Here is an 18,410-nt window from a genome sequence, read left to right as displayed (position 1 = left end):
GCGGGCACCGTCGTCACTCGCGTAACGGGTCGGTCAGCGCCGCTTCGACCGGTTCGTCCCCGGACAGCACCTCGAAGGTTTCGCCGTACGTCGCCTCGGTGGTGAGCGTCGCTGCGAGGGTGTGCGCGACGTCTTCGCGGGGCACGTCGCCGTCTGTCTGCGAGAGGTCGGCGGCCGTGCGAATCCGGCCCGTCGCCGGCTCGGTCGTGAGTTCGCCGGGGCGGACCACGGTGTACGTCAGGTCGCTCTCGCGGAGGTATCGGTCGGCTGCGCCCTTCGCGCGCAGGTAGTCGCGCAGCGGCTCCGGCGCGGCCGCAGGCTGGTCGGCGAACATCGAACTCAACATCACGAAGCGCTCGACACCCGCGTCCGCGGCGGCGTCGACGAGCCGAATCGCGCCGTCGCGGTCAACGGCTTCGACCGCTTCACCGCCCGACCCGGCGGCGAACACGACGGCGTCGCAGCCATCGACGGCGTGCGCGACTGACTCCGTTAGGTCTGCGACGACTGGCTCGGCACCGAGCGCCGCGATGTCGTCGGTCTGGGCTTCGTCCCGGACCATCCCGTAGACGCGGTGCTCGCCATCCGCGAGCCGTTCCGTGAGATGCTGTCCAACCTGGCCGTGCGAACCAGCAACGAGTACGTCCATAGCCACGTTTGGTCCTCACGCGTCGAATAGGTGGCGACCGCGACTGCACACCATCGACCGCCTCCGCGACGAGCAGTCGCGCTCGGTTGGCGAGAACGGACGGGCGTTGCAGGTCGACGCTTCGCGTCCAGACCGACACCGAACTACAGAGAACGAATCGTCCGCAAGAACCGGGGTTGTCACTGTTCGTAGCGAGCGACGCGATACGCAAGGCCGCCAACGAGGACGGGCAGTCAGCACGACCACACTAATCCTGGGTGACAGCCGCTGCAACGTACGATTAGGAATCTCCGTCTGAGAACATATTAGCTATCGTGGAATGTTTCGCCGACTCGCCGATTCGCCAGAGTGAAGCAGTGTGTACATCGGCAAAAGCGAGCATAGACGACGCTAGTGTTGGAAATATTTACAACGAATTCCGGCTGTCGAACGGACGACGACCACTGCAGTCGCTGCGAACCACCAGACGGCGGCCACCTAGTACAATCACCCACTGACGCACGGGTGAGGACGATTCGCCGATCCCGGTTGCGAAAACCACGTGACAGCACGGGTCTGTACCACGAACCGCCACGATCGCTCGGTGTGTCGGGTCCCAGCGAGTGCTAGCTCTGGCTCACGCGCCTAAATCCGTGTGCCAGTCGTGCTTCGAGAGTACTTCTCCAGCGTCTGGCTGCGCCTGTGCTACAGACGCTTCGGATGGGGTTGTTGCGGACTGAGAGCCTCTGTAGGTGTCCTTGGTCGAATCCGGCGCAGCGATCTGTCGGGATGTGCGTGGCTTCAGTGCACGGTCACCGTCGAATCTCTGCAGGCACAGTCCCGATGTCGCACCTTGAACGACTACAGTGTCGATTCGGGCGCGACGTACGCAGTGAGTTCGTCGATGGTTGATGCGACAACGTCTACGGTGGCTTGGGCGACGCGCTTCTCGATGGCAGTCTCCTTCAGTGTGAGAATATTCCCGGGGTTGACGTAGGACTCGTAGGGGAGTTGGCCTTCGGCGTACGCGCCAGCCAGCGGAACTGCCTGCGCTCGCTCGGTGGTCGTCACGAGCGCAGCGAGATACTCGGTGCCGTGGAACGGATGCGTCGTGTTCGAGAGCACGAGATACGGGCGCTGTTGACTCCCGCCGAAAGGGTCGGCCCCGACAACGATTGCGCCCTGTGCGTACGCCACAAGCTAGGCCTCCGTGTCCACGTCGTGGTTCTCGTCGAGGTCGGGGAGGTCCGCAGCCCAGTCGTCGTTGTCCGCGTATCGGTCGGTGTACGCTGCGAACGCGTCGAACGAGTGGTTCATCGCGACGATCGAGCCGAGGCGGTCGTCTTCGGCGACTGCCCAGTAATCACCTTTGTGTCGGACGAGGCCATGCTCCTCGAGGCGAGCGAGCGTGCTCCCGACGCTCCCGCGGGGCACACCAGTCTGCTCGTGGATTTCCTTGGGCGTGAACCCGAGGTCAGGATTCTCGGCGAGAAACGAGAGGATGGTGTGGGCGTTCGTCCCGTCCGAGACGTCGATTCGACCGTCGTCTGGGTCGTAGTCGTCGAAGCGGACAGCCATCGTTGTAACTATATTGTAACTGCAAATGAATAGGTGTATCGGCACTCGGATTACGGCGAACGCCCTCGTAGACAGTCACCACGACTACGTCATCGGTTGGTAGCCTGTAGCGTCACGCCACGAGCGAACGCCAGCGCGTCCTCCAAAACGTTCGAGCACTGGGGCGCTCTCAAGCGAGGGTTCGACACGTCCCCCAGTCTCGGCCTTAACCAACAGTGGCGGGCGATAGCGGGCGAGTGTTGGTTAAGCTCGACGCGACCCACCCAATCGCCCCGAACCTGAGTAACAGCGTGACCCTACACCATCGACCGCACGGCGTCCAGCCACGCCTTCGGCGCGCGGCGCCGCGCGCCGTCGAGCGCGTACTCCAGCGCACTCGTTGCGTCGCGCATCACGCCCTCCCCGTGGCCGACGAGGATGCGCTCCGGCCGGAGCCCTTCGAGCGCGCGCGGCGGCTTCACGCGCAGCATCGGGTGGACGCCGACGCGCTCGTCGCCGGTCGTGAAGTATGTGGCCGTGCCGACGGCGTCGCCGACGACGAGCGTCTCGCCGTCGAAGAGCGCGGCCTCGTCCCAGCCCGGCCAGTCGACGGTCCGCACGACCTCGAAGTCGGTGCCCGGCAGGCGGTCGGTCACGGGCTGAGTGCGGGCGTCGATGCCGGGGTCCACGAACGACGGCACGAAAATCGGCACGTCGTGGCGCTGTGCGACCGCTGCGGCGTCCCGGCCGTGGCGGTCCATCAGCACGACCACGCCGCGGACGTCGCCGAACTCCGCGAACAGGTCGTCAACGCCGTCGGCGCCCACGGGATCAATTATCCAGACATCGCCGTCGTCGGTGCTCCCGGCTCCGCCGCTCGCGTCGTCGGTGCCCGGCTCACCCGCGGGCACACGCAACGCATGACTCGCCCGTCGCATCTCCTCATTAGGGTGGGCGATCCACCCGACGCCGTCGTCGAAGCGGTCGATCTCCGCGTACCCGGTCGCAGTCCCGGTGGCTTTCATCGGCATACACCCACGTACGGCGACCACTCACAAAAAACAGGGTCCGGCCACGGTTCCCGCCGGAACACCTACGCCGTACGAACCAATGGCTGGCACGCCCATATTCGACGGATTGTAGGCCCTCGACTGCGAGGCGTACGGCATGGACTATGTGCTGGTCGCCGCCGGCGTCGGCGCAGCTATCGTCGTACTCGCTACACTGCTGCTCTGGCGACGGCTGTCCTCGGGCAGCAGCGAGTCAAAGCGCGCCCACGAGGCTGCGCAGGAACGCGACCCGCCGGTCGAACTTGGGGAGACCTACGAGTTTGGAATCACGGAGTTCACCGACCATCACTCCGGCGAACGCGTTGCCGTCGGCAAAGTCGAGGGGTTCGTGCTGTTCACCGAGGACGTCCCCGACGCAGTCTCGGAGGGGGACGTGATTCGCGCGACGGTGACGTCGTTCAACCGCGAGAAGACGTCCGCGGACGCGATGTTCGAGGGGACGGCGTAAACGAGCCGCTGCTGTCCGGGACGAACGGCATTAATACGACCCTCGCGTATGGGCTGGCAAGGTGGACTCAACGTGAACGTCAGCATCGTCGGCAGCGGCTACGTCGGCACGACTGTCGCGGCGTGTTTCGCGGACCTCGGGCACTCCGTCGTGAACGTGGACGTCGACGAGGACATCGTCGACACCATCAACGACGGGCGCGCGCCGATTCACGAGCCCGGGCTCGAGGAACGCATCGCCGAGCACGCGGGCGACCAACTACGAGCGACGACGGACTACGATGCGGTGCGCGAGACGGACGTGACGTTTCTCGCGTTGCCGACGCCCTCTGAAGAGGATGGCCGCATCGACACCTCGATTATGCAGGCGGGCGCCGAGTCACTTGGCGAAGCGCTCGCGGGCAAGGACGACCACGTCGTCGTCGTGAAGAGCACGGTTGTCCCCGGCACGACTGAGGACGTCGTCGCGCCGGCGCTCGAACGCGGCGGGTTCGACGGCGCGACGCTCGCGATGAATCCCGAATTCCTCCGCATGGGGACGGCCGTCGAGGACTTCCTGCATCCGGATAAGGTCGTTTACGGCGCGACCGACGAGGCGGCCTACGACGTGCTCCACGACGTCTACGAGCCGCTCGTCGATGCTGCCGACGGCGATCCAGCGGTCGTCGAGACGGGGCTGCGCGAGGCCGAGATGATCAAGTACGCGAACAACGGCTTCCTCGCGGCGAAAGTCAGCCTCATCAACGACATCGGGAACATCTGCAAGGAGTTCGGCGTCGACGCCTACAAGGTCGCTGACGCCATCGCACACGACGACCGCATCAGCGGCCAGTTCCTCCGTTCTGGAGTGGGGTGGGGCGGAAGTTGTTTTCCCAAAGATACGGCTGCAATTATCTCTGCGGCCAAGGACGAAGGCTACGACCCCGCGGTCCTCGAAGCCGCCGTCGAGGTCAACGACCGCCAGCCCGAACGCCTCCTCTCGCTGCTCGACGACCACGTCGACGTCGACGGCGAGCGCGTCGCCGTGCTCGGCCTTTCGTTCAAGCCTGGCACCGACGACATCCGTGGGACGCGCGCGATTCCGGTCATCGACGGCCTCCACGACCGTGGCGCCGACGTCGTCGCGTACGACCCGGTCGCGACCGAGAAAATGGCCGAGAAACGCCCCGACGTCGAGTATACGGACAGCGCGCGAGCAGCACTCGACGGCGCATCCGGCGCCGTGTTCGTCACGGACTGGGACGAGTTCGCCGCACTCGACGAGGAATTCGATGCGATGGCTGAACCCGTGGTCGTCGACGGCCGGCGCATCGTCGAACGCCGCGACGGCATCACGTACGACGGACTGACCTGGTAGCCGCGCCGTACTGTATTCTCTGCCTTAGAGCCGGTCGGCGTCCACGCCGACGCCGGGCGGCGCGACGACGAGGAACTCCCGGAAGTGCATGAGCGTGCCGCCGGCGTCCTTGACGTTGCCGGCGAACCCGGCGGCGAGGTCGTTGAGGTCGCCGTCGACGGCGAGCAGGAGGACGTTGCCGTCGTGGACTTCGTCGAGCCAGTCGCCGTCCGGCGTCGTGCCGTCGAGGACGCCGAGGACGACGCTCCCGTCGAAGGACTCGGGGACGTCGATCTCCTCCTCGGCGTTCCGCAGGTCGAGGTTGAAGCCGTCAGACATGGTCGTAGCGTGGGTGCGACGGGGCAAAAACCTTCCCGACAAGTTATGCTGGCGGCGGCCGTGGCTTTGCGTATGCCGGACGTCCACCTCAGCGAGGAAACCACCGAGCGACTGGACGCGCTCCGCGAAGACGACGAGTCCTACGACGAACTCGTCGAGGAACTCCTCAACATCTACGAAGCCGAGGAACTGACGCTTTTCCACTCCGGAGACGGCTAGTCGTCGGCCGCGGCGCGCCGCACCGACTCCCACTTCCCCTCGTCTTCGAGGTGGGACTGGAGCGCGTCGGCGTACTCGTCGGCGAGCTGCGTCGCTTCCGCTTCCAGTTCCTCGTCGCCGTCGTCGTCGCTGCCGAGCCCGAGGGCGTCCTTGATGCCGCCGACGACGCTGCCGCTATCATTCGACTGTCCGCGAGCGCCGCCGCCGCCCATCGCCATCTGGTCGTCGACGTTCTGCATCTCCGGGAGGACGTGTTCGAGTTTGGACGTGTCGGCGACGATGCGCGCATTCTCCGGGTCGGCGGCGTCTTCGATGTCGAACTCGACGGCGGTCATCACCAGCCCCCACTGGGAGTTCGACAGCGACGACCCTCGCACGCGCTCGGTGAACTCCTGGTCGACGGCCATGCGCGCGCCGACCACCAAATCCTGCCAGTCGTTGGACATGGACGCAGCTACGCGGTCGGCGTGCTTGTAAGCTACGACGAAAAAACGGTGCGGGAGCGTCTAGAACCCGCCGGTCTCGCCGGTGATCTCGGCGTGGAGGCCCTCGCGGAGCGCGCTGTGGACGTGGCAGATGTCCTCGGCGCGCTCGACGATGGCGTCGAACTCGTCGTCGTCGAGGTCCTCCTCGACGAGGAGGTGGAAGCGAATCGCCTCGAGGTCGTCGTCGTCATCGACGTCGCCCTCGACGTCGACGTCGATTCGACCGAGGTCGTCGAAGCCCTCCTTCTGACCGCCGACGCGGAACGCCGGGACGAAACAGGACGCGTAGTCCGCGAGGAGCGTCGCGTTCGGGTTCGGGCCCTCCTCGTCGGTGGCGTCGATGGTCAGTTCGAAGTCCCCGACGCGGGACCGCGTGACGTAGCCTTCCTCGGACGTGCTCGTGACTTCGATGGTAGTCATTGCGTCCGTTCGGTCGCCCGCCAGAGCCGTAAGCGTTGTTCTTTCAGCGGGCGACGCGACGGCACGCCGGCGCGGCGTCAATACCCCTCGGAGAGGTGGAACGTCTCGTCGCCGTCGAGCACCTCGACGTCGGCGGGGCTGCCGGTGGCTTCGACCTCGCGCACGAAGTCGTCGGTGTCGATTTCGATGGGCGGGAACGTGTCGTAGTGCATCGGGAACGCGACGTCGGCGTCCAGCCAGTCGACGGCGACGGCGGCCTGCCACGGCCCCATCGTGAAGTGGTCGCCGACAGGCACGGCGACGGCGTCGGGTTCGAGGAACGGCGCGATGACGTCCCGCATCTCGGTGTGGAGGCTGGTGTCGCCGGCGTGGTAGAACGTCTCGGATTCCTCGTCGGCGACCTGCGTGGGCTTCGTGTCCGAAATCACGTAGCCCGCGGGCATCCCGGCCGAGGTGCCGTAGCCGGTGTCGATGCCGTTGGAGTGGTCCGCGCGCACCATCGTCACGTAGGCGTCGCCGAGTTCGACGGTGCCGCCGAGGTTCATCCCGGTGGCGTCGTCGATGTCGTACTGGTCGCCGAGGTAGCCCGCGAGCTCGGGCGTCGCGACGAAGTGCGTGCCGCGGTAGCGGTCCACGTCCGCGATGTGGTCGGCGTGGCCGTGCGTGAGCAGCACGTGGTCCGGGTCGACTTCCTCGGGGTCGGTGTCGGTCTTGGGGTTGTCGAAGAACGGGTCGATGAGCAGCGTCGTCTCGCCGACTTCCACGCGCCACGTCGAGTGGCCGAACCAAGTGAGTTCCATAGCATCCCCAACTACTCCCGAAGCACACATAAAAGGTGACGGCCCGGTGGATACTTCCGCGAGGCCGACGCGACCCCGTCTATGGACGCCGCCCCCGAGTCCCGCACCAGAACCGCCGACAGGCGTGATGGCCTGCTCGCGCTGGTCCTCGCCCAGCTAACGTTGCTGACGGCCGTCGTCAACGGACTGAATCCGCTCGGTGTCGCATCCCTGCTGGTCGTCGGCCTCCCCGCGTTCGTTGTCGGCCTCGGACTCCTCGCGCCGCCCATGGACTAACCGGACAGCCTCGCGGCTATCCCACACCGTTAGGTGCGTTCGGGTCCGTCGTCCGGTATGAAGCAGCGACGACTCGGTTCGACCGGATTCGACGTCAGCGAAGTCAGCCTCGGCACGTGGGAAATCGGCGCCGACTGGGGCGACGTCGGCGAGGAGGAAGGCAAAGACGCCGTGCGCGCCGCGCTGGACGCGGGCGTGAACTTCCTCGACACCGCCGACGTCTACGGCGACGGCCGCAGCGAGCGCCTCATCCGCGAGGTCCTCGACGAGCGCGACGAGGACCCCGTGGTCGCGACGAAGGCTGGCCGCCGCCTCGACCCCCACGAGGCAGCGCGCTACGACCACGAGAACCTCGAACGGTTCGTCGACCGTTCCCGGGAGAACCTCGGCGTGGAGTCGCTGGACCTCCTCCAACTGCACTGTCCGCCCACGGAGACGTATTACCAGCCGGAGACGTTCGACGCGCTCGCGGACCTCCAGCACGCGGGGAAAATCGACCACTACGGCGTTAGCGTCGAGAAGGTCGAGGAGGGGATGAAGGCCATCGAGTACCCGGGCGTGGAGACCGTCCAGATTATCTTCAATCCGCTCCGCCAGCGGCCCGCCGAGCGCTTCCTCGACGCCGCCGCCCGCGAGAACGTCGGCGTCATCGTGCGCGTGCCGCTCGCGTCGGGACTGCTCACGGGCGCCATCGACGAGGACACGGCGTTCCCGGAGAACGACCACCGGAACTTCAACCGCGAGGGCGACGCCTTCGACGTCGGCGAGACGTTCGCGGGCGTCCCCCTCGACGCGGGCGTCGCCGCCGTCGACGAACTCCGCGAGCACGTCCCCGAGAAGCTCACGCTCCCGCAGTTCGCGCTCCGCTGGATTCTGGACTTCGACGCCGTCTCCACCGTGATTCCGGGGTCGACGACGCCCGAACACATCCGGAGCAACGTCGCGGCGTCGAACGCCCGTCCGCTCACTCACGAGGCCCACGGCGCGACCCGCGACGTCTACGAGAAGTACGTCGAGGAGCACGTCCACCACCGCTGGTAGCGCGGCGCGAACGACTAAGCCCCTCCCGTGCGAACCGTTCGCACGCATGAGAGACGACCTGCCGTCGCCGCCGGAGGGGGACGACGGCGCGAGCGTTTCGGCGGACCGCCAGCGGCCGCCGCTGCGCGCGAACGTCCACGTGCTCGCCGGCCCCAACTGGTGTTCGAAGATTCGGACCGTGGTGCCCGACGAGATTACGGTCCGGACGTTCACCGACGCCGACTCCTTTGACGTCGCCCTCACCGCGAACGTCGCGGTCGCGTTGCTGTCCTGCGCGGAGTCCACCAACCGCCTGCAGGCGACCGTCCGCCGGACCGTGGCAGCCTCGCCGCACGCCCACGTGGGGCTGCTGGCGACCGACGAGACGCGGGACGCCGACGTGCCTCGAGACGTGGAGTTCGTCGCGCCCGTGGACCGGGAGGCGTTCGCCGAGCGGGTCAAGCGCCTCTACGTCCGCGCGCACTACGCCGCGACGCTGGACCGCTACTACCGCGTCTCGGTCACGATTCGGAACCTCGAACTGCGCACGGACGAGGCCGCCGTCGACGACGCGGAACTCGACCGCCTGCGCGCGGTCCGTGACCGCTCGCGGCGCTACCTCCGGCAGTTCCGTGCGTACCTCGACGCGGAGAGTCTGGCAGCGCTGAAGAACCGCGGGGACCGTCTCGAAGCGCTCGTCGCGGACGGGCGAACGCCCCCGGACCCCGCGGCGCGGGGGCTCCCGGAGTCGTGTCCGGCGTGCTCGTTCGACTGGACGACGTGGCACGGCCGGGGGCTGGGGGCAGGCTACCGGAAGCTCGGGTCGGACACGTGGCAGTGCACGAACTGCGGGGAGACGCTGGCGGGCGCAACGCCCAGCGGTTACCGCGTCAACTGAGCCCGCGGCTTGCCGCACCCGGAACGCTTACGCGGTCACCCCGGGAACCCGCGGACATGCACTGGATGCGCTTCCGCGACCCGGCAGGGGCAGTACGACGCGGCGAGTACGAGGACGGCACGGTCTCGTTCGGCGACCGCACGTACGACGTCGAGGACGTCGAGGTGCTGGCGCCGGCGGAGCCGTCGAAAATCGTCTGCGTCGGCCGGAACTACGCGAAGCACGCCGAGGAGCGCGGCGAGGAAGTCCCGGACCGCCCCCTCCTGTTCCTGAAGCCGCCGAACGCCGTCGCCGGCGACGGCGACACCGTGACGCTCCCCGGGGACAACTACGTCGAGCACGAGGCGGAGGTCGGGGTCGTCATCGGCGAGCAGGCCCGAAACGTCGACGAGGCCGACGCCATGGACGTGGTTGCGGGCTACACGGCCGCCGACGATGTCTCGAACCGCACGGACCAGTCCGAGGAGCAGAACTGGGTGCGCGGGAAGGCCTTCGACGGCGCGTGCCCACTCGGGCCCGTGCTGGCGACGCCCGACGAGGTGCCCGCGGACGCGGACGTGGAACTGCGCGTGAACGGGGAGACCCGCCAGTCCTCCTCGATCGAGCACTTCATCTTCTCCGTGCCGGAGCTCGTCGCCGAGATTACGGAGTACCTAACCCTCGAACCGGGCGACATCATCATCACGGGGACGCCGGCGGGCGTCGACGAACTGGAGGACGGCGACGAGGTAGAGGTCGAAGTCGAGGGCGTCGGCACGCTCACCCACGACGTCGAACGCCGGTAGGCGGGAAGGACAACGCTGAAGATTAGGCCGACCTAAGAGTCGGGCGAATGGAGCTGACGCGACGGGACGTGCTCGCCGCGCTCGGCGCCGCGGGTGCCGCGGGCGCAGTTGGCGCGGGCGCGCTCGAACTCTCGCAGCGGGACAGCGACGACAATCCAGTCGGCGACCACGAGGTAGCGACGCTGGTCGCGGTCGCGGACGTCGTCTACCCCAGCGAGGTCGAGGGCGTCGAATCGTTCGTCCGCGAGTACAGCGTCGGCCGCTTCCGGGACCGGCCGGAGTACGCGGCGGGCGTCGCGGGCGCCGTGGCCGTGCTGGACGACTACACCCAGCACTGGCACGACGCGGACTTCGCCGTGCTCGACGCCAACGAGCGCGAACAGCTACTCGCCGGGATGAATGCCGACACTGCCGACCCCGTGCCTGACGGCGAGGAGCGCGAGCGCGTCCGCTACTACCTCGTGAACGAACTGCTGTACGCGCTGTTCTCCACACCCACCGGCGGGAAGCTCGCGGGCATCGAGAACCCGCAGGGCCACCCCGGTGGCACGGCGAGCTACCAGCGGGGGCCGCAGTGATGGCGGCGAACCGCCAGCCGTCCGAGCGCGCGGACGTCTGCATCGTGGGCGCCGGCCCCGCGGGCGGCATCGTCGCGGACAAACTGGCCAGCGAGGGCTACGACGTGGTCGTGCTGGAAGCCGGCCCGCGCTTCGACGAGGCGGACCGCGAACAGCGCATGGAGCGCTCGATTCGGCCCGCGCACGGCCCCGACTCGGTGTGGGAGATGGGCGGCCCGCGGGACGCGTACGCGTCCACGGGCGAGCGCCACTACCCGCTGAACGCGGCGCGCGTGAAGGGCGTCGGCGGGTCCACCCTCCACTGGCAGGGGATGGTGATGCGCCTGCACGAGCAGGACTTCCGGCTCGACAGCGAGACGGGCGTCGGCGCGGACTGGCCGGTGAGCTACGACGACCTGCGGCCGTACTACGCCGACGCCGAGCAGGCGCTGGGCGTCGCGGGCGCCAGCGACAACCCGTTCGCGCCGCCGCGCGAGCGGCCCCACCCGCTGCCGGCGTTCCCGCCGAGCTACTCGGACTCGCTGTTCGCCGACGCCTGCGAGGCACTCGGAATTACGACGCACTCAGTGCCGAACGCCCGCCTCTCCGAATCCCGCGACGACCGGAGCGCCTGCGTCGGATACGGCACCTGCCAGCCCGTCTGCCCGTCGGGCGCGAAGTACGACGCGACCATTCACGTCGCGCGCGCCGAACAGCAGGGCGCCCGCGTCGTGGACCGCGCGCCCGTCCAGCGCCTCGAACACGACGACGCCGGCGAGCGCGTGACGGCCGCGGTGTACGCGACGCCCGACGGCAGCGAGCACCGGCAGGAGGCCCGCGAGTTCGTGCTCGCGGCGGGCGGCGTCGAGAACCCCCGCTTGCTGTTGCTCTCCGAATCCGAGCAGTACCCCGACGGCCTCGCGAACTCCTCGGGGCTGGTGGGCCGGTACTTCATGGACCACCTGTTCGCGGGGGTGGGCGGCACGCTCGACGAGCCCACGCGGCAGAACCACGTCGGGTTCAACACCACGGAGAGCCACCAGTTCTACGACCGCGAGGACGACTCGCGGGGCGCCATCAAGCTCGAATTCTTGAACTACGCGGGCCCGTCGCCCGTGGAGATGGCGCTGACCGGCGACGACTGGGGGGACGAGATGCTCGACCGCATCCGGGACGGCTACGGCACGCACGTCGCGATGGGCGCGCTCGTCGAGCAGCGCCCGCAAAAGGAGAACCGAATCCGGCTCCACCCCGAGCGCACTGACGACCACGGCAACCCCGTGCCGGACGTGGTGTGGTCGCTGGACGAGTACACTCGACGGACCATCGAGCGCGCCAACGAGATTCAACGCGAGGTGCTGGCGGAACTCGGCGCCGACGTCCAGTGGACGGTCGGCCCGGAATCGACGGGGCCGGCGTTCCACCACATGGGCACGACGCGGATGGGCGCCGACCCCGAGACGAGCGTCGTGAACCCCCAGCTACGGACCCACGACCTCCGGAATCTGACGATTCCGTCCTCCAGCGTCTTCCCGACGGGCGGCGCGATGAACCCCACGCTGACTATCGCGGCGCTCGCGCTGAAGGCCGCCGACCACGTCGCCGAGCGCCTGTAGCGCGGCCAGAAGCGAATTTCGGCAAACCAGCTTACAGAAGCGTCGTTCAGACCCCTACGAGCGCGGCGTCGTTCGCTCGCCCCTGCTGAGACCAGAGCCTTCTCACGTTCCGGCCGGCGCGCACAGCCTCCGAACGACTGTCGCGGCCGCTGCGCTGGTCGTCACCGTCGCGGTCGCCGCCACCGCGGTCGTCGTCCTCGGCGTCCAGCGCGGAAGGCTACCGTTCAGTGCGGGGAACGAACAACGACGCCCACATCAATCGTCGTCAGCCGTGTATGCACCGCCACGGCGCTTGATTCGGGCGACGACGAGTCGCTGTTCGTCCTGTCGGAACGTCGCGGCGAGACGGAACTCGCCGACTCGGATTTTCCTGTGCGGGCTGTTTTGCAGCGGTTCACCGTAGTCCGGCGGGTCGCGCCACGGGGAATTGACGATTTCGTCGAGTTTGTCGAGAATTCGGTCCTGTTCCTCGAGCGATAGCGAGTCGAGGTCGCTTTGCGCCGTCGCGGAGAGCTCCCACGTCCACTCCTCGTCACTCATCGCTCGTGCCGAACGACTCCCGCGCTTGCTCGGCGTCCATCGTCGTTCCCTCACGGGCGTCTGCCTCAGCAGCGAGCAGTGCGATTAGCTCGTCGCGGTCGAACGTCGGGTTCTCGACGGCGTCACGGAGCGTGTACCGGATGAACTCGCTCCGGCTGTTGAACCCGCGGCCCTGCCACGCTTCGTCGATTTCGTCGAGGAACGACTGCGTGGCTTTGAAATTCACCGTGACGATTTCGTCCTCCTCGTCCCCTTCCGTGGCTGCTTCGGACATACAGACGTAATACGTTAGTAATACTATTAATCGTTTCGCCGATTCGGCGTTCCGAACTCACCGATGCGGTCGCACGCCTACCGAGCGGTCGTGGCAGACGAACACCTGCCCGTGTCGAACGATTCTATCTACGCCACACTGGTGCCGGTATAGCCAGTATTAGCGTATCTAATGGCCTCATTCCGCCGTTTCAAAATCGCTCTGAATGAAGAAACCGCAGTTAGAACTACTCGCCGCTGAGCCGGCCGGGCTGCCACTCCGCGTCGAAGTCCTCGTGGGTGAACGGCGCGGCGTCCTCGCCGCTGTAGGTCGCGACGAGCTGGCCGTCGCCCTCCAGGTAGTACTTGTACGTCGTCAGGCCTTCGAGGCCGACGGGACCGCGGGCGTGAATCTTGCCCGTGGAGATGCCGACCTCGGCGCCGAGCCCGTAGCGGTAGCCGTCCGCGAACCGCGTGGAGGCGTTGTGGAAGACGCTCGCGGCGTCGATGCCCCGCATGAACACGGCGGCGGCGTCCTCGTCCTCCGTGAGGATGGACTCGGTGTGCTTCGAGCCGTGGGCGTTGACGTGGTCGACGGCGTCGTAGACGTCCTCGACCACTTTGATGGCGAGTTCGAGGTCGCCGTACTCGGTATCCCAGTCGTCCTCCGTGGCGGGGTCGATGTCCACGATGTCGCGGGTCGCCTCGTCGCCGCGCAGTTCCACGCCCGCGTCCTCGTAGCGCTCGACCATTCCCGGGAGGAACTCGTCGGCGACGGCCTCGCTGACGAGCAGCGTCTCCACGGCGTTGCACACCGCGGGGTACTGGACTTTCGCGTCGAAGGCGACATCCTCAGCCATTTCGAGGTCTGCGTCCTCGTCCACGTAGACGTGGCAGACGCCCTCCGTGTGGCCGAGCACGGGAATCTGGGTGTTGTCCTGGATGTAGCTGACGAACGCCGAGGACCCACGCGGCATCACGAGGTCCACTTTGTCGTCCATCTCCAGCAGCCGGTCGACGTCCTCGCGGGCCTCGATGAGCTGCGCCCAGCCCGTCGGCAGGTCCTCCGTCGCCTCGCGGATGACGTCGTAGAGCACGCGGTTGGACTCGCTGGCCTCGCTGCCGCCCTTCAGAATGACCGCGTTCCCGGACTTCAGCGCGAGCGCCGCAATCTGGACGAGCGCGTCCGGCCGCGACTCGAAGACGGTCGCGACCACGCCGATGGGCACCGCGACCTTGTACAGTTCGAGGTCCTCGTCGAGTTCGCGGGCCGCCAGCGTCTCCCCGAGCGGGTCGTCCTGCTCGGCGACTGACTCGACCATCGCCGCGATGTCGTCCAGCTTCGCGGCGTCGAGTTCGAGACGGTCCACGAGCGCCTGCGTGTACTCGCCGCGTTCCAGCATCTCCTCGGCCGCCTCGACGTCTTCCTCGTTGGCGGCGAGAATCTCGTCCTCGTGGGCGCGAATCGCGTCCGCCATCGACTGCAGCGCGTCGTTTCGCGCCGCCTCGTCGACGTTCGCGAGGTCAAGTGCCGCGCGCTCCGCTTCGGTCACCTGGGCGTCGGTGTCGCGTTCACTCATCGGTGTCACCGTTCGTGGGAACGAATAGCGTGCCGACGGGCTTGGCAGTAGCGATTTTCCCGAGCACGCCGGGCTCCGTGGACTTCGCGATGACCGCGGGGATGTCGTGCTCGGCGGCCGCGCGCGCCCGCTCGACTTTCGTCTGGATGCCACCGAACTGCTCGGGCGTGCTCTCGCTGACCAGCTGCTGGACCTCGCTGTAGTTCTCGGCGACGGACTCGATGCGCTCGGCGGTGTCGTCGTGTTTCGGGTTCGCGGTGTAGACGCCACCCACGTCGGTCAGCGTCACCAGCAGGTCGACGTCCACGCCGATGGCGACCGACGACGACAGCATGTCGTTGTCGCCGATGCGAATCTCCTCGGTGGCGACCGCGTCGTTTTCGTTGATGATGGGGACGATGCCCCAGTCCAGCAGCGTCTCGACGGTGTTGCGGGTGTTCGTGAACCGCTCGGGGTTCGAGAGGTCGTGCTCGGTCAGCAACAGCTGGGCGATCTTCTGGTCGTAGCGGTCGAAGCTCTCCGTGTAGTGGCGCATCAGGTGGCTCTGCCCGACCGTCGCCAGCGCCTGACTCTCCTCGACGGTCTCGACGTCCTCGTCGACGCGGCCCTTCCCGGCGCCGACCGCGCCCGAGGACACCAGCAGCACGTCCTTCCCGCGCTCGCGGAGGTCCATGATGTCGTCGACGAGCTTGTCGAGTTTGTCGCGGTCGAGTTGCGACTGGTCGTCGGTCAGCGAGTTCGTCCCCGCCTTCACGACGACGCGCTGGGCGTCCGCGGCGCGCTGGCGGGCGCGCTCGACGGCGTCGGTGTCGACGGCGTTCGTCTGAATCTGCTCACTCATTCTCGAACTCCTCCGCGAGCTCCCGGGAGCGCCGCTCGGCGGCCTTCACAGCCGCGCGCACGGCCTCGTCAGCGTCGCTGTCCCACAGCACGTCCATGCCCTCGATGGTCGTCCCCTTCGGCGAGCAGACCGCGTCGATGAGTTCGTCGACGCTGCGCTCGTCCTGGAGTACCGTCTCCGCGGCACCCTTGAACGTCTGCGCGGCCAGCGTCTCCGCCTGCTCGGCGTCCAGGCCGGCGTCCACGCCGGCGTCTTTCATCGCCTCGATGAGGTAGAACGCGAACGCCGGGCCGCTGCCGTTGACCGCGGTCGCGGTGTCCATCTTGGACTCGTCGACGACGACGAACTCCCCGAGGTCGTCGAGGATGGCGCGCACCTCATCGGTGATGCCCTCCTGCGTCGCCGCCGCGGCCATGTCGCGGGTCTCGGCGGCGAGGTTCGGCATGATGCGGACGACGTTGGCGTCGGTCTGCGCGGCGACGAACTCGCGGGGGACGCCCGCCGCGAGCGTGATGAGAGTCTGGTCGGCGCGCAGGTCAAGGTCGTCCAGCACGGCCGCGGCGACGCTGGGTTTCACCGCGAGGACGACGACGTCCGCGTCCCGTGCCGCCGCGCTGTCCGTGGTCGTCTCGTCGGCGGCGTCCGCGACGCCCTCCAGTGCGTCGGGGTCGAGGTCGATTGCCGTCACTCTGTACCCGCCGGCCTTCGCGAGCCCACGGACGAACGCCCCGCCCATGTTCCCGCAGCCGATGACGCTGACGTGTTTCATCTTACCCCTACAGAAGGGACTGGGGGTCATACCGTCTGCGCTTCCGACAGCCGCCTCGACCCGCAAGCAAGCTTTTGTCCTCGGCACGAAAACAATAGTACGATGACAGACCAAACCGACGACCGGTCGCTGTCGACGCTCGGGCGCGTCGCGCTCGGCCTCGGGCTCGCCGCGCAGGCCAGCGAGGACTTCCGCGACATGGAGGACGCCGTCGAGTACGCCGAGTCCGCGGGCGTCCCGATGCCCGACGTGCTGGCGCCGCTCGCGTCCGGGACGATGGTCGCCGCCGGCCTCGGCATCGCCGTCTGGCGGCTCCCGAAGCTCGCGACGGGCGCGGCGGCGACGTTCCTCACCGTCGTCACGGCGACGATGCACGACTTCTGGAACGCCGACGAGGACGACGCGAGCGGCGAGCGCCTCGCGTTCTTCGGGAACCTCGCGATGCTCGGCGGCGTGCTCGTCTTCCTCCTGGAGGCGTACCGGAGTGAGGAGTAACTATTCTTGCTCCGTCACCCTAGAGCCTATTAGCACTGCCACGAACTCAACACCGTATGGCCGGTAAGCGAGCGTATGTCGGTCTCAGTTCCCCAATCGGGTATGATTGGGAGCGGACAACGACACCGAACGGATCGCCGAACCCACTACTGGAGGCGCCGATCGGACTGTCGGTGCTCTACGACGAACTGTGGTTCTACGACCCAGTGGTTTGCCCCGAGAACATGAGAGAACTCGACTTCGTCAAGTTCGTCACCGACCAGTACGATGAAGCCGAATTGGCCGCGCTGTACGAGCGAGACGAGCGAGGTGCCCAATCGCTCGTGGCAGACCGACCCGGACACCATCAGTTCCCGTACAGCGACTGGGAGGACATTGTGACGACGGCCGCACCGTTCGCGACCCACGATGATCACGGCCAGGGTGGGGATGTAGAAATCGGCGCGACGCCTCGGCCGAGCATCTCGAACTCGAAGTTCGACTTCTTCGTCAGTGAGCACATCAACGCGGAGTACGTCGCCAACACACCACTGACGGAGTATCTGTCGGACGTAATGACTGCCGTGGAAGCGACGCAAACGGACGCCCAAATCGTCGACCGCGCGGTGTGTTCTGGTATTCCGAACTACATCTCTCCGGATGGGCCACCGCTGGAACTCATTGACGACTTCCGGCATCATCACCACCTCAGCCGATTCCGGTCGGAGGTTGAGGATCTTATTGATGACCCTGTGGCTGTGGAACGAGAGCGACAGCGAATCGAGGAGGCCGCCGCGGAGATGCGACACGAGGCGGTCAACTCGGTATCGGACCCGAACCGCATCTACCTGAGCGCGGCTCGCCTCGCGGTCAACCGCGTCCCGCTCGTGGGGAAGGCGACCGGCTGGATATTCGACTCACAGGACCTGTTGGAGGCCTGGGACGACGTCAATCGGTTCGGTTGGGCGAGCTTTTACGCGGACTTGGAAGCGTCCGTGCGTGAGTACGAGCACTAATCGCCGTCTCACGTTCAGAACTGGATGTGCGAGGTCGAACTCGGGGTTTCGTCGTCCTCGTCGTCCTGCTTGAGGCCGTCGTGGAGGTACTGCACGTCGTCGTCCGTGAGGTAGACTTGGCCGTCCTCGACGGTGATTTCGACGTCGACGAGGGTCGTGTCCGCGGCCTCGCCGTTGTCGCAGTGGCCGCTACAGGTGTCGAACATCGACCCGTGTCGCGGGCAGACGACCTCGCCGTTCCGCACAGTCGCACCCACGCCCTCCCGGTAGAGGCGCTGTGGCTCGTGCGTACAGCGGTTCACCCACGCCTCCACGCCGTCCTCGCAGGGCACCAGCAGGACTTCCTCGTCGCCGCCGTGTTCGTCCCGCACCGTAAACACCGTGCCGCCCTCCTCATGGACGTCCGCGACGCTCGTCACGCGATAGCGGCTCATACGGTAACCCGTGGCGGCGACCCCGTTAGTACTCACGGTCGCGGCGGCTAG

Annotated in this window: 25 protein-coding genes; 11 read left to right on the top strand and 14 right to left on the bottom strand. The window is 67.2% G+C overall.

All coding sequences use genetic code 11. From position 1 onward, the window contains the following. Positions 1-13: 13 nt before the first annotated feature. The 4 genes from HHUB_RS05970 to HHUB_RS05955 form a co-directional block, all read right to left on the bottom strand. The gene (locus HHUB_RS05970; RefSeq protein ID WP_059056670.1) at positions 14-649 is read right to left on the bottom strand and encodes an SDR family oxidoreductase; all 636 of its coding nucleotides are present in this window, start codon (positions 647-649) and stop codon (positions 14-16) included. Between the two features lie 840 nt (positions 650-1,489). Further along, the gene (locus HHUB_RS05965; protein WP_179204588.1) at positions 1,490-1,825 is read right to left on the bottom strand and encodes a type II toxin-antitoxin system PemK/MazF family toxin; all 336 of its coding nucleotides are present in this window, start codon (positions 1,823-1,825) and stop codon (positions 1,490-1,492) included. A 3-nt stretch (positions 1,826-1,828) separates the two neighbouring features. Next, positions 1,829-2,206 carry a MarR family transcriptional regulator gene (locus HHUB_RS05960; RefSeq protein ID WP_059056668.1) on the bottom strand — a complete coding sequence of 126 codons (378 nt, stop codon included), beginning with the start codon at positions 2,204-2,206 and terminating at the stop codon, positions 1,829-1,831. Between the two features lie 296 nt (positions 2,207-2,502). Then, positions 2,503-3,216: a hypothetical protein gene (locus tag HHUB_RS05955; protein WP_059056667.1), complete on the bottom strand. Its 714-nt coding sequence runs from the start codon at positions 3,214-3,216 to the stop codon at positions 2,503-2,505. A gap of 136 nt (positions 3,217-3,352) precedes the next feature. On the opposite strand from HHUB_RS05955, the gene HHUB_RS05950 reads away from it, so the two are divergent. Further along, positions 3,353-3,703, top strand: a complete 351-nt coding sequence (locus tag HHUB_RS05950) for a TRAM domain-containing protein (RefSeq protein WP_059056666.1) — start codon at positions 3,353-3,355, stop codon at positions 3,701-3,703. Between the two features lie 72 nt (positions 3,704-3,775). Further along, positions 3,776-5,059 carry a UDP-glucose 6-dehydrogenase AglM gene (gene aglM, locus HHUB_RS05945; RefSeq protein WP_059058218.1) on the top strand — a complete coding sequence of 428 codons (1,284 nt, stop codon included), beginning with the start codon at positions 3,776-3,778 and terminating at the stop codon, positions 5,057-5,059. Between the two features lie 24 nt (positions 5,060-5,083). Here the strand turns inward: aglM and HHUB_RS05940 are convergent, their stop codons facing one another. Continuing rightward, positions 5,084-5,377, bottom strand: a complete 294-nt coding sequence (locus tag HHUB_RS05940) for a DUF5779 family protein (RefSeq protein WP_059056665.1) — start codon at positions 5,375-5,377, stop codon at positions 5,084-5,086. 72 nt (positions 5,378-5,449) lie between these two features. On the opposite strand from HHUB_RS05940, the gene HHUB_RS17045 reads away from it, so the two are divergent. Continuing rightward, the gene (locus HHUB_RS17045) at positions 5,450-5,596 is read left to right on the top strand and encodes a DUF7557 family protein (protein WP_169793394.1); all 147 of its coding nucleotides are present in this window, start codon (positions 5,450-5,452) and stop codon (positions 5,594-5,596) included. Here the strand turns inward: HHUB_RS17045 and HHUB_RS05935 are convergent. The 3 genes from HHUB_RS05935 to HHUB_RS05925 form a co-directional block, all read right to left on the bottom strand. Next, positions 5,593-6,042: a DUF5799 family protein gene (locus HHUB_RS05935; RefSeq protein ID WP_059056664.1), complete on the bottom strand. Its 450-nt coding sequence runs from the start codon at positions 6,040-6,042 to the stop codon at positions 5,593-5,595. The genes HHUB_RS17045 and HHUB_RS05935 overlap by 4 nt on opposite strands. Before the next feature lie 60 nt (positions 6,043-6,102). Then, positions 6,103-6,501, bottom strand: coding sequence for an OsmC family protein (locus HHUB_RS05930; RefSeq protein ID WP_059056663.1), 399 nt, complete (start codon positions 6,499-6,501; stop codon positions 6,103-6,105). 77 nt (positions 6,502-6,578) lie between these two features. After that, positions 6,579-7,301 carry a metal-dependent hydrolase gene (locus tag HHUB_RS05925; protein ID WP_059056662.1) on the bottom strand — a complete coding sequence of 241 codons (723 nt, stop codon included), beginning with the start codon at positions 7,299-7,301 and terminating at the stop codon, positions 6,579-6,581. A gap of 81 nt (positions 7,302-7,382) precedes the next feature. Between HHUB_RS05925 and HHUB_RS05920 the strand changes: the two genes are divergently transcribed. The 6 genes from HHUB_RS05920 to HHUB_RS05895 are packed head-to-tail and all read left to right on the top strand — an operon-like array spanning position 7,383 to position 12,453. Continuing rightward, positions 7,383-7,577 carry a hypothetical protein gene (locus HHUB_RS05920; RefSeq protein WP_059056661.1) on the top strand — a complete coding sequence of 65 codons (195 nt, stop codon included), beginning with the start codon at positions 7,383-7,385 and terminating at the stop codon, positions 7,575-7,577. A 57-nt stretch (positions 7,578-7,634) separates the two neighbouring features. After that, complete coding sequence (locus HHUB_RS05915) at positions 7,635-8,618, top strand: aldo/keto reductase (RefSeq protein WP_059056660.1); 984 nt, start codon at positions 7,635-7,637, stop codon at positions 8,616-8,618. A 46-nt stretch (positions 8,619-8,664) separates the two neighbouring features. Further along, on the top strand, positions 8,665-9,495 hold the full coding sequence (locus tag HHUB_RS05910) for a hypothetical protein (protein WP_059056659.1): 831 nt from the start codon (positions 8,665-8,667) through the stop codon (positions 9,493-9,495). A gap of 56 nt (positions 9,496-9,551) precedes the next feature. Next, on the top strand, positions 9,552-10,280 hold the full coding sequence (locus HHUB_RS05905) for a fumarylacetoacetate hydrolase family protein (protein ID WP_059056658.1): 729 nt from the start codon (positions 9,552-9,554) through the stop codon (positions 10,278-10,280). Positions 10,281-10,327: 47 nt separating this feature from the next. Next, a complete protein-coding gene (locus HHUB_RS05900; protein ID WP_059056657.1) occupies positions 10,328-10,858 on the top strand; it encodes a gluconate 2-dehydrogenase subunit 3 family protein in 531 nt (176 codons plus the stop codon). After that, complete coding sequence (locus tag HHUB_RS05895; RefSeq protein WP_059056656.1) at positions 10,858-12,453, top strand: GMC family oxidoreductase; 1,596 nt, start codon at positions 10,858-10,860, stop codon at positions 12,451-12,453. The genes HHUB_RS05900 and HHUB_RS05895 overlap by 1 nt, the downstream gene beginning before the upstream one ends. A gap of 255 nt (positions 12,454-12,708) precedes the next feature. Here HHUB_RS05895 and HHUB_RS05890 read toward each other — a convergent pair whose 3' ends face one another. From HHUB_RS05890 to proC, 5 genes are all read right to left on the bottom strand, one after another. Further along, the gene (locus HHUB_RS05890; protein WP_059056655.1) at positions 12,709-12,993 is read right to left on the bottom strand and encodes a type II toxin-antitoxin system RelE family toxin; all 285 of its coding nucleotides are present in this window, start codon (positions 12,991-12,993) and stop codon (positions 12,709-12,711) included. Beyond that, the gene (locus tag HHUB_RS05885) at positions 12,986-13,267 is read right to left on the bottom strand and encodes a ribbon-helix-helix domain-containing protein (RefSeq protein ID WP_059056654.1); all 282 of its coding nucleotides are present in this window, start codon (positions 13,265-13,267) and stop codon (positions 12,986-12,988) included. The genes HHUB_RS05890 and HHUB_RS05885 overlap by 8 nt, the downstream gene beginning before the upstream one ends. 226 nt (positions 13,268-13,493) lie before the next feature. Continuing rightward, positions 13,494-14,825 (bottom strand): glutamate-5-semialdehyde dehydrogenase, encoded by a 1,332-nt coding sequence (locus HHUB_RS05880; RefSeq protein ID WP_059056653.1) that lies wholly within the window; start codon positions 14,823-14,825, stop codon positions 13,494-13,496. Next, a complete protein-coding gene (proB, locus tag HHUB_RS05875; RefSeq protein ID WP_059056652.1) occupies positions 14,818-15,666 on the bottom strand; it encodes a glutamate 5-kinase in 849 nt (282 codons plus the stop codon). The genes HHUB_RS05880 and proB overlap by 8 nt, the downstream gene beginning before the upstream one ends. Continuing rightward, complete coding sequence (gene proC, locus HHUB_RS05870; protein WP_082687181.1) at positions 15,659-16,435, bottom strand: pyrroline-5-carboxylate reductase; 777 nt, start codon at positions 16,433-16,435, stop codon at positions 15,659-15,661. Before proC ends, proB begins: the two co-directional genes overlap by 8 nt. 102 nt (positions 16,436-16,537) lie before the next feature. On the opposite strand from proC, the gene HHUB_RS05865 reads away from it, so the two are divergent. Together HHUB_RS05865 and HHUB_RS05860 are read left to right on the top strand one after the other, a co-directional pair. Next, entirely contained in the window at positions 16,538-16,930 is a 393-nt protein-coding gene (locus HHUB_RS05865) for a DoxX family protein (protein ID WP_059056651.1), read from the top strand. A gap of 173 nt (positions 16,931-17,103) precedes the next feature. After that, positions 17,104-17,925, top strand: coding sequence for a hypothetical protein (locus tag HHUB_RS05860; RefSeq protein ID WP_143416418.1), 822 nt, complete (start codon positions 17,104-17,106; stop codon positions 17,923-17,925). Positions 17,926-17,939: 14 nt separating this feature from the next. On the opposite strand, the gene HHUB_RS05855 is transcribed toward HHUB_RS05860, so the two are convergent. Further along, entirely contained in the window at positions 17,940-18,359 is a 420-nt protein-coding gene (locus HHUB_RS05855; RefSeq protein ID WP_059056649.1) for a Rieske (2Fe-2S) protein, read from the bottom strand. Positions 18,360-18,410 lie beyond the last annotated feature (51 nt).

Source organism: Halobacterium hubeiense, assembly GCF_001488575.1.
GTDB classification, from domain to species: Archaea; Halobacteriota; Halobacteria; order Halobacteriales; family Halobacteriaceae; genus Halobacterium; species Halobacterium hubeiense.
This window is presented reverse-complemented; position numbering and strand designations above follow the sequence as displayed.

Coding starts and splice junctions, on each gene's coding strand:
- HHUB_RS05950 (WP_059056666.1), top strand. CDS start 3,353: ATGGACTATGTGCTGGTCGCCGCCGGCGTCGGCGCAGCTATCGTCGTA.
- HHUB_RS05900 (WP_059056657.1), top strand. CDS start 10,328: ATGGAGCTGACGCGACGGGACGTGCTCGCCGCGCTCGGCGCCGCGGGT.
- HHUB_RS05885 (WP_059056654.1), bottom strand. CDS start 13,267: ATGTCCGAAGCAGCCACGGAAGGGGACGAGGAGGACGAAATCGTCACG.
- HHUB_RS05920 (WP_059056661.1), top strand. CDS start 7,383: ATGGACGCCGCCCCCGAGTCCCGCACCAGAACCGCCGACAGGCGTGAT.
- HHUB_RS05935 (WP_059056664.1), bottom strand. CDS start 6,042: ATGTCCAACGACTGGCAGGATTTGGTGGTCGGCGCGCGCATGGCCGTC.
- HHUB_RS05855 (WP_059056649.1), bottom strand. CDS start 18,359: ATGAGCCGCTATCGCGTGACGAGCGTCGCGGACGTCCATGAGGAGGGC.
- HHUB_RS05915 (WP_059056660.1), top strand. CDS start 7,635: ATGAAGCAGCGACGACTCGGTTCGACCGGATTCGACGTCAGCGAAGTC.
- HHUB_RS05970 (WP_059056670.1), bottom strand. CDS start 649: ATGGACGTACTCGTTGCTGGTTCGCACGGCCAGGTTGGACAGCATCTC.
- HHUB_RS05960 (WP_059056668.1), bottom strand. CDS start 2,206: ATGGCTGTCCGCTTCGACGACTACGACCCAGACGACGGTCGAATCGAC.
- HHUB_RS05925 (WP_059056662.1), bottom strand. CDS start 7,301: ATGGAACTCACTTGGTTCGGCCACTCGACGTGGCGCGTGGAAGTCGGC.
- HHUB_RS05880 (WP_059056653.1), bottom strand. CDS start 14,825: ATGAGTGAACGCGACACCGACGCCCAGGTGACCGAAGCGGAGCGCGCG.
- HHUB_RS05865 (WP_059056651.1), top strand. CDS start 16,538: ATGACAGACCAAACCGACGACCGGTCGCTGTCGACGCTCGGGCGCGTC.
- HHUB_RS05910 (WP_059056659.1), top strand. CDS start 8,665: ATGAGAGACGACCTGCCGTCGCCGCCGGAGGGGGACGACGGCGCGAGC.
- HHUB_RS05955 (WP_059056667.1), bottom strand. CDS start 3,216: ATGCCGATGAAAGCCACCGGGACTGCGACCGGGTACGCGGAGATCGAC.
- HHUB_RS05895 (WP_059056656.1), top strand. CDS start 10,858: ATGGCGGCGAACCGCCAGCCGTCCGAGCGCGCGGACGTCTGCATCGTG.
- HHUB_RS05930 (WP_059056663.1), bottom strand. CDS start 6,501: ATGACTACCATCGAAGTCACGAGCACGTCCGAGGAAGGCTACGTCACG.
- proC (WP_082687181.1), bottom strand. CDS start 16,435: ATGAAACACGTCAGCGTCATCGGCTGCGGGAACATGGGCGGGGCGTTC.
- HHUB_RS05940 (WP_059056665.1), bottom strand. CDS start 5,377: ATGTCTGACGGCTTCAACCTCGACCTGCGGAACGCCGAGGAGGAGATC.
- HHUB_RS05890 (WP_059056655.1), bottom strand. CDS start 12,993: ATGAGTGACGAGGAGTGGACGTGGGAGCTCTCCGCGACGGCGCAAAGC.
- proB (WP_059056652.1), bottom strand. CDS start 15,666: ATGAGTGAGCAGATTCAGACGAACGCCGTCGACACCGACGCCGTCGAG.
- HHUB_RS17045 (WP_169793394.1), top strand. CDS start 5,450: ATGCCGGACGTCCACCTCAGCGAGGAAACCACCGAGCGACTGGACGCG.
- HHUB_RS05905 (WP_059056658.1), top strand. CDS start 9,552: ATGCACTGGATGCGCTTCCGCGACCCGGCAGGGGCAGTACGACGCGGC.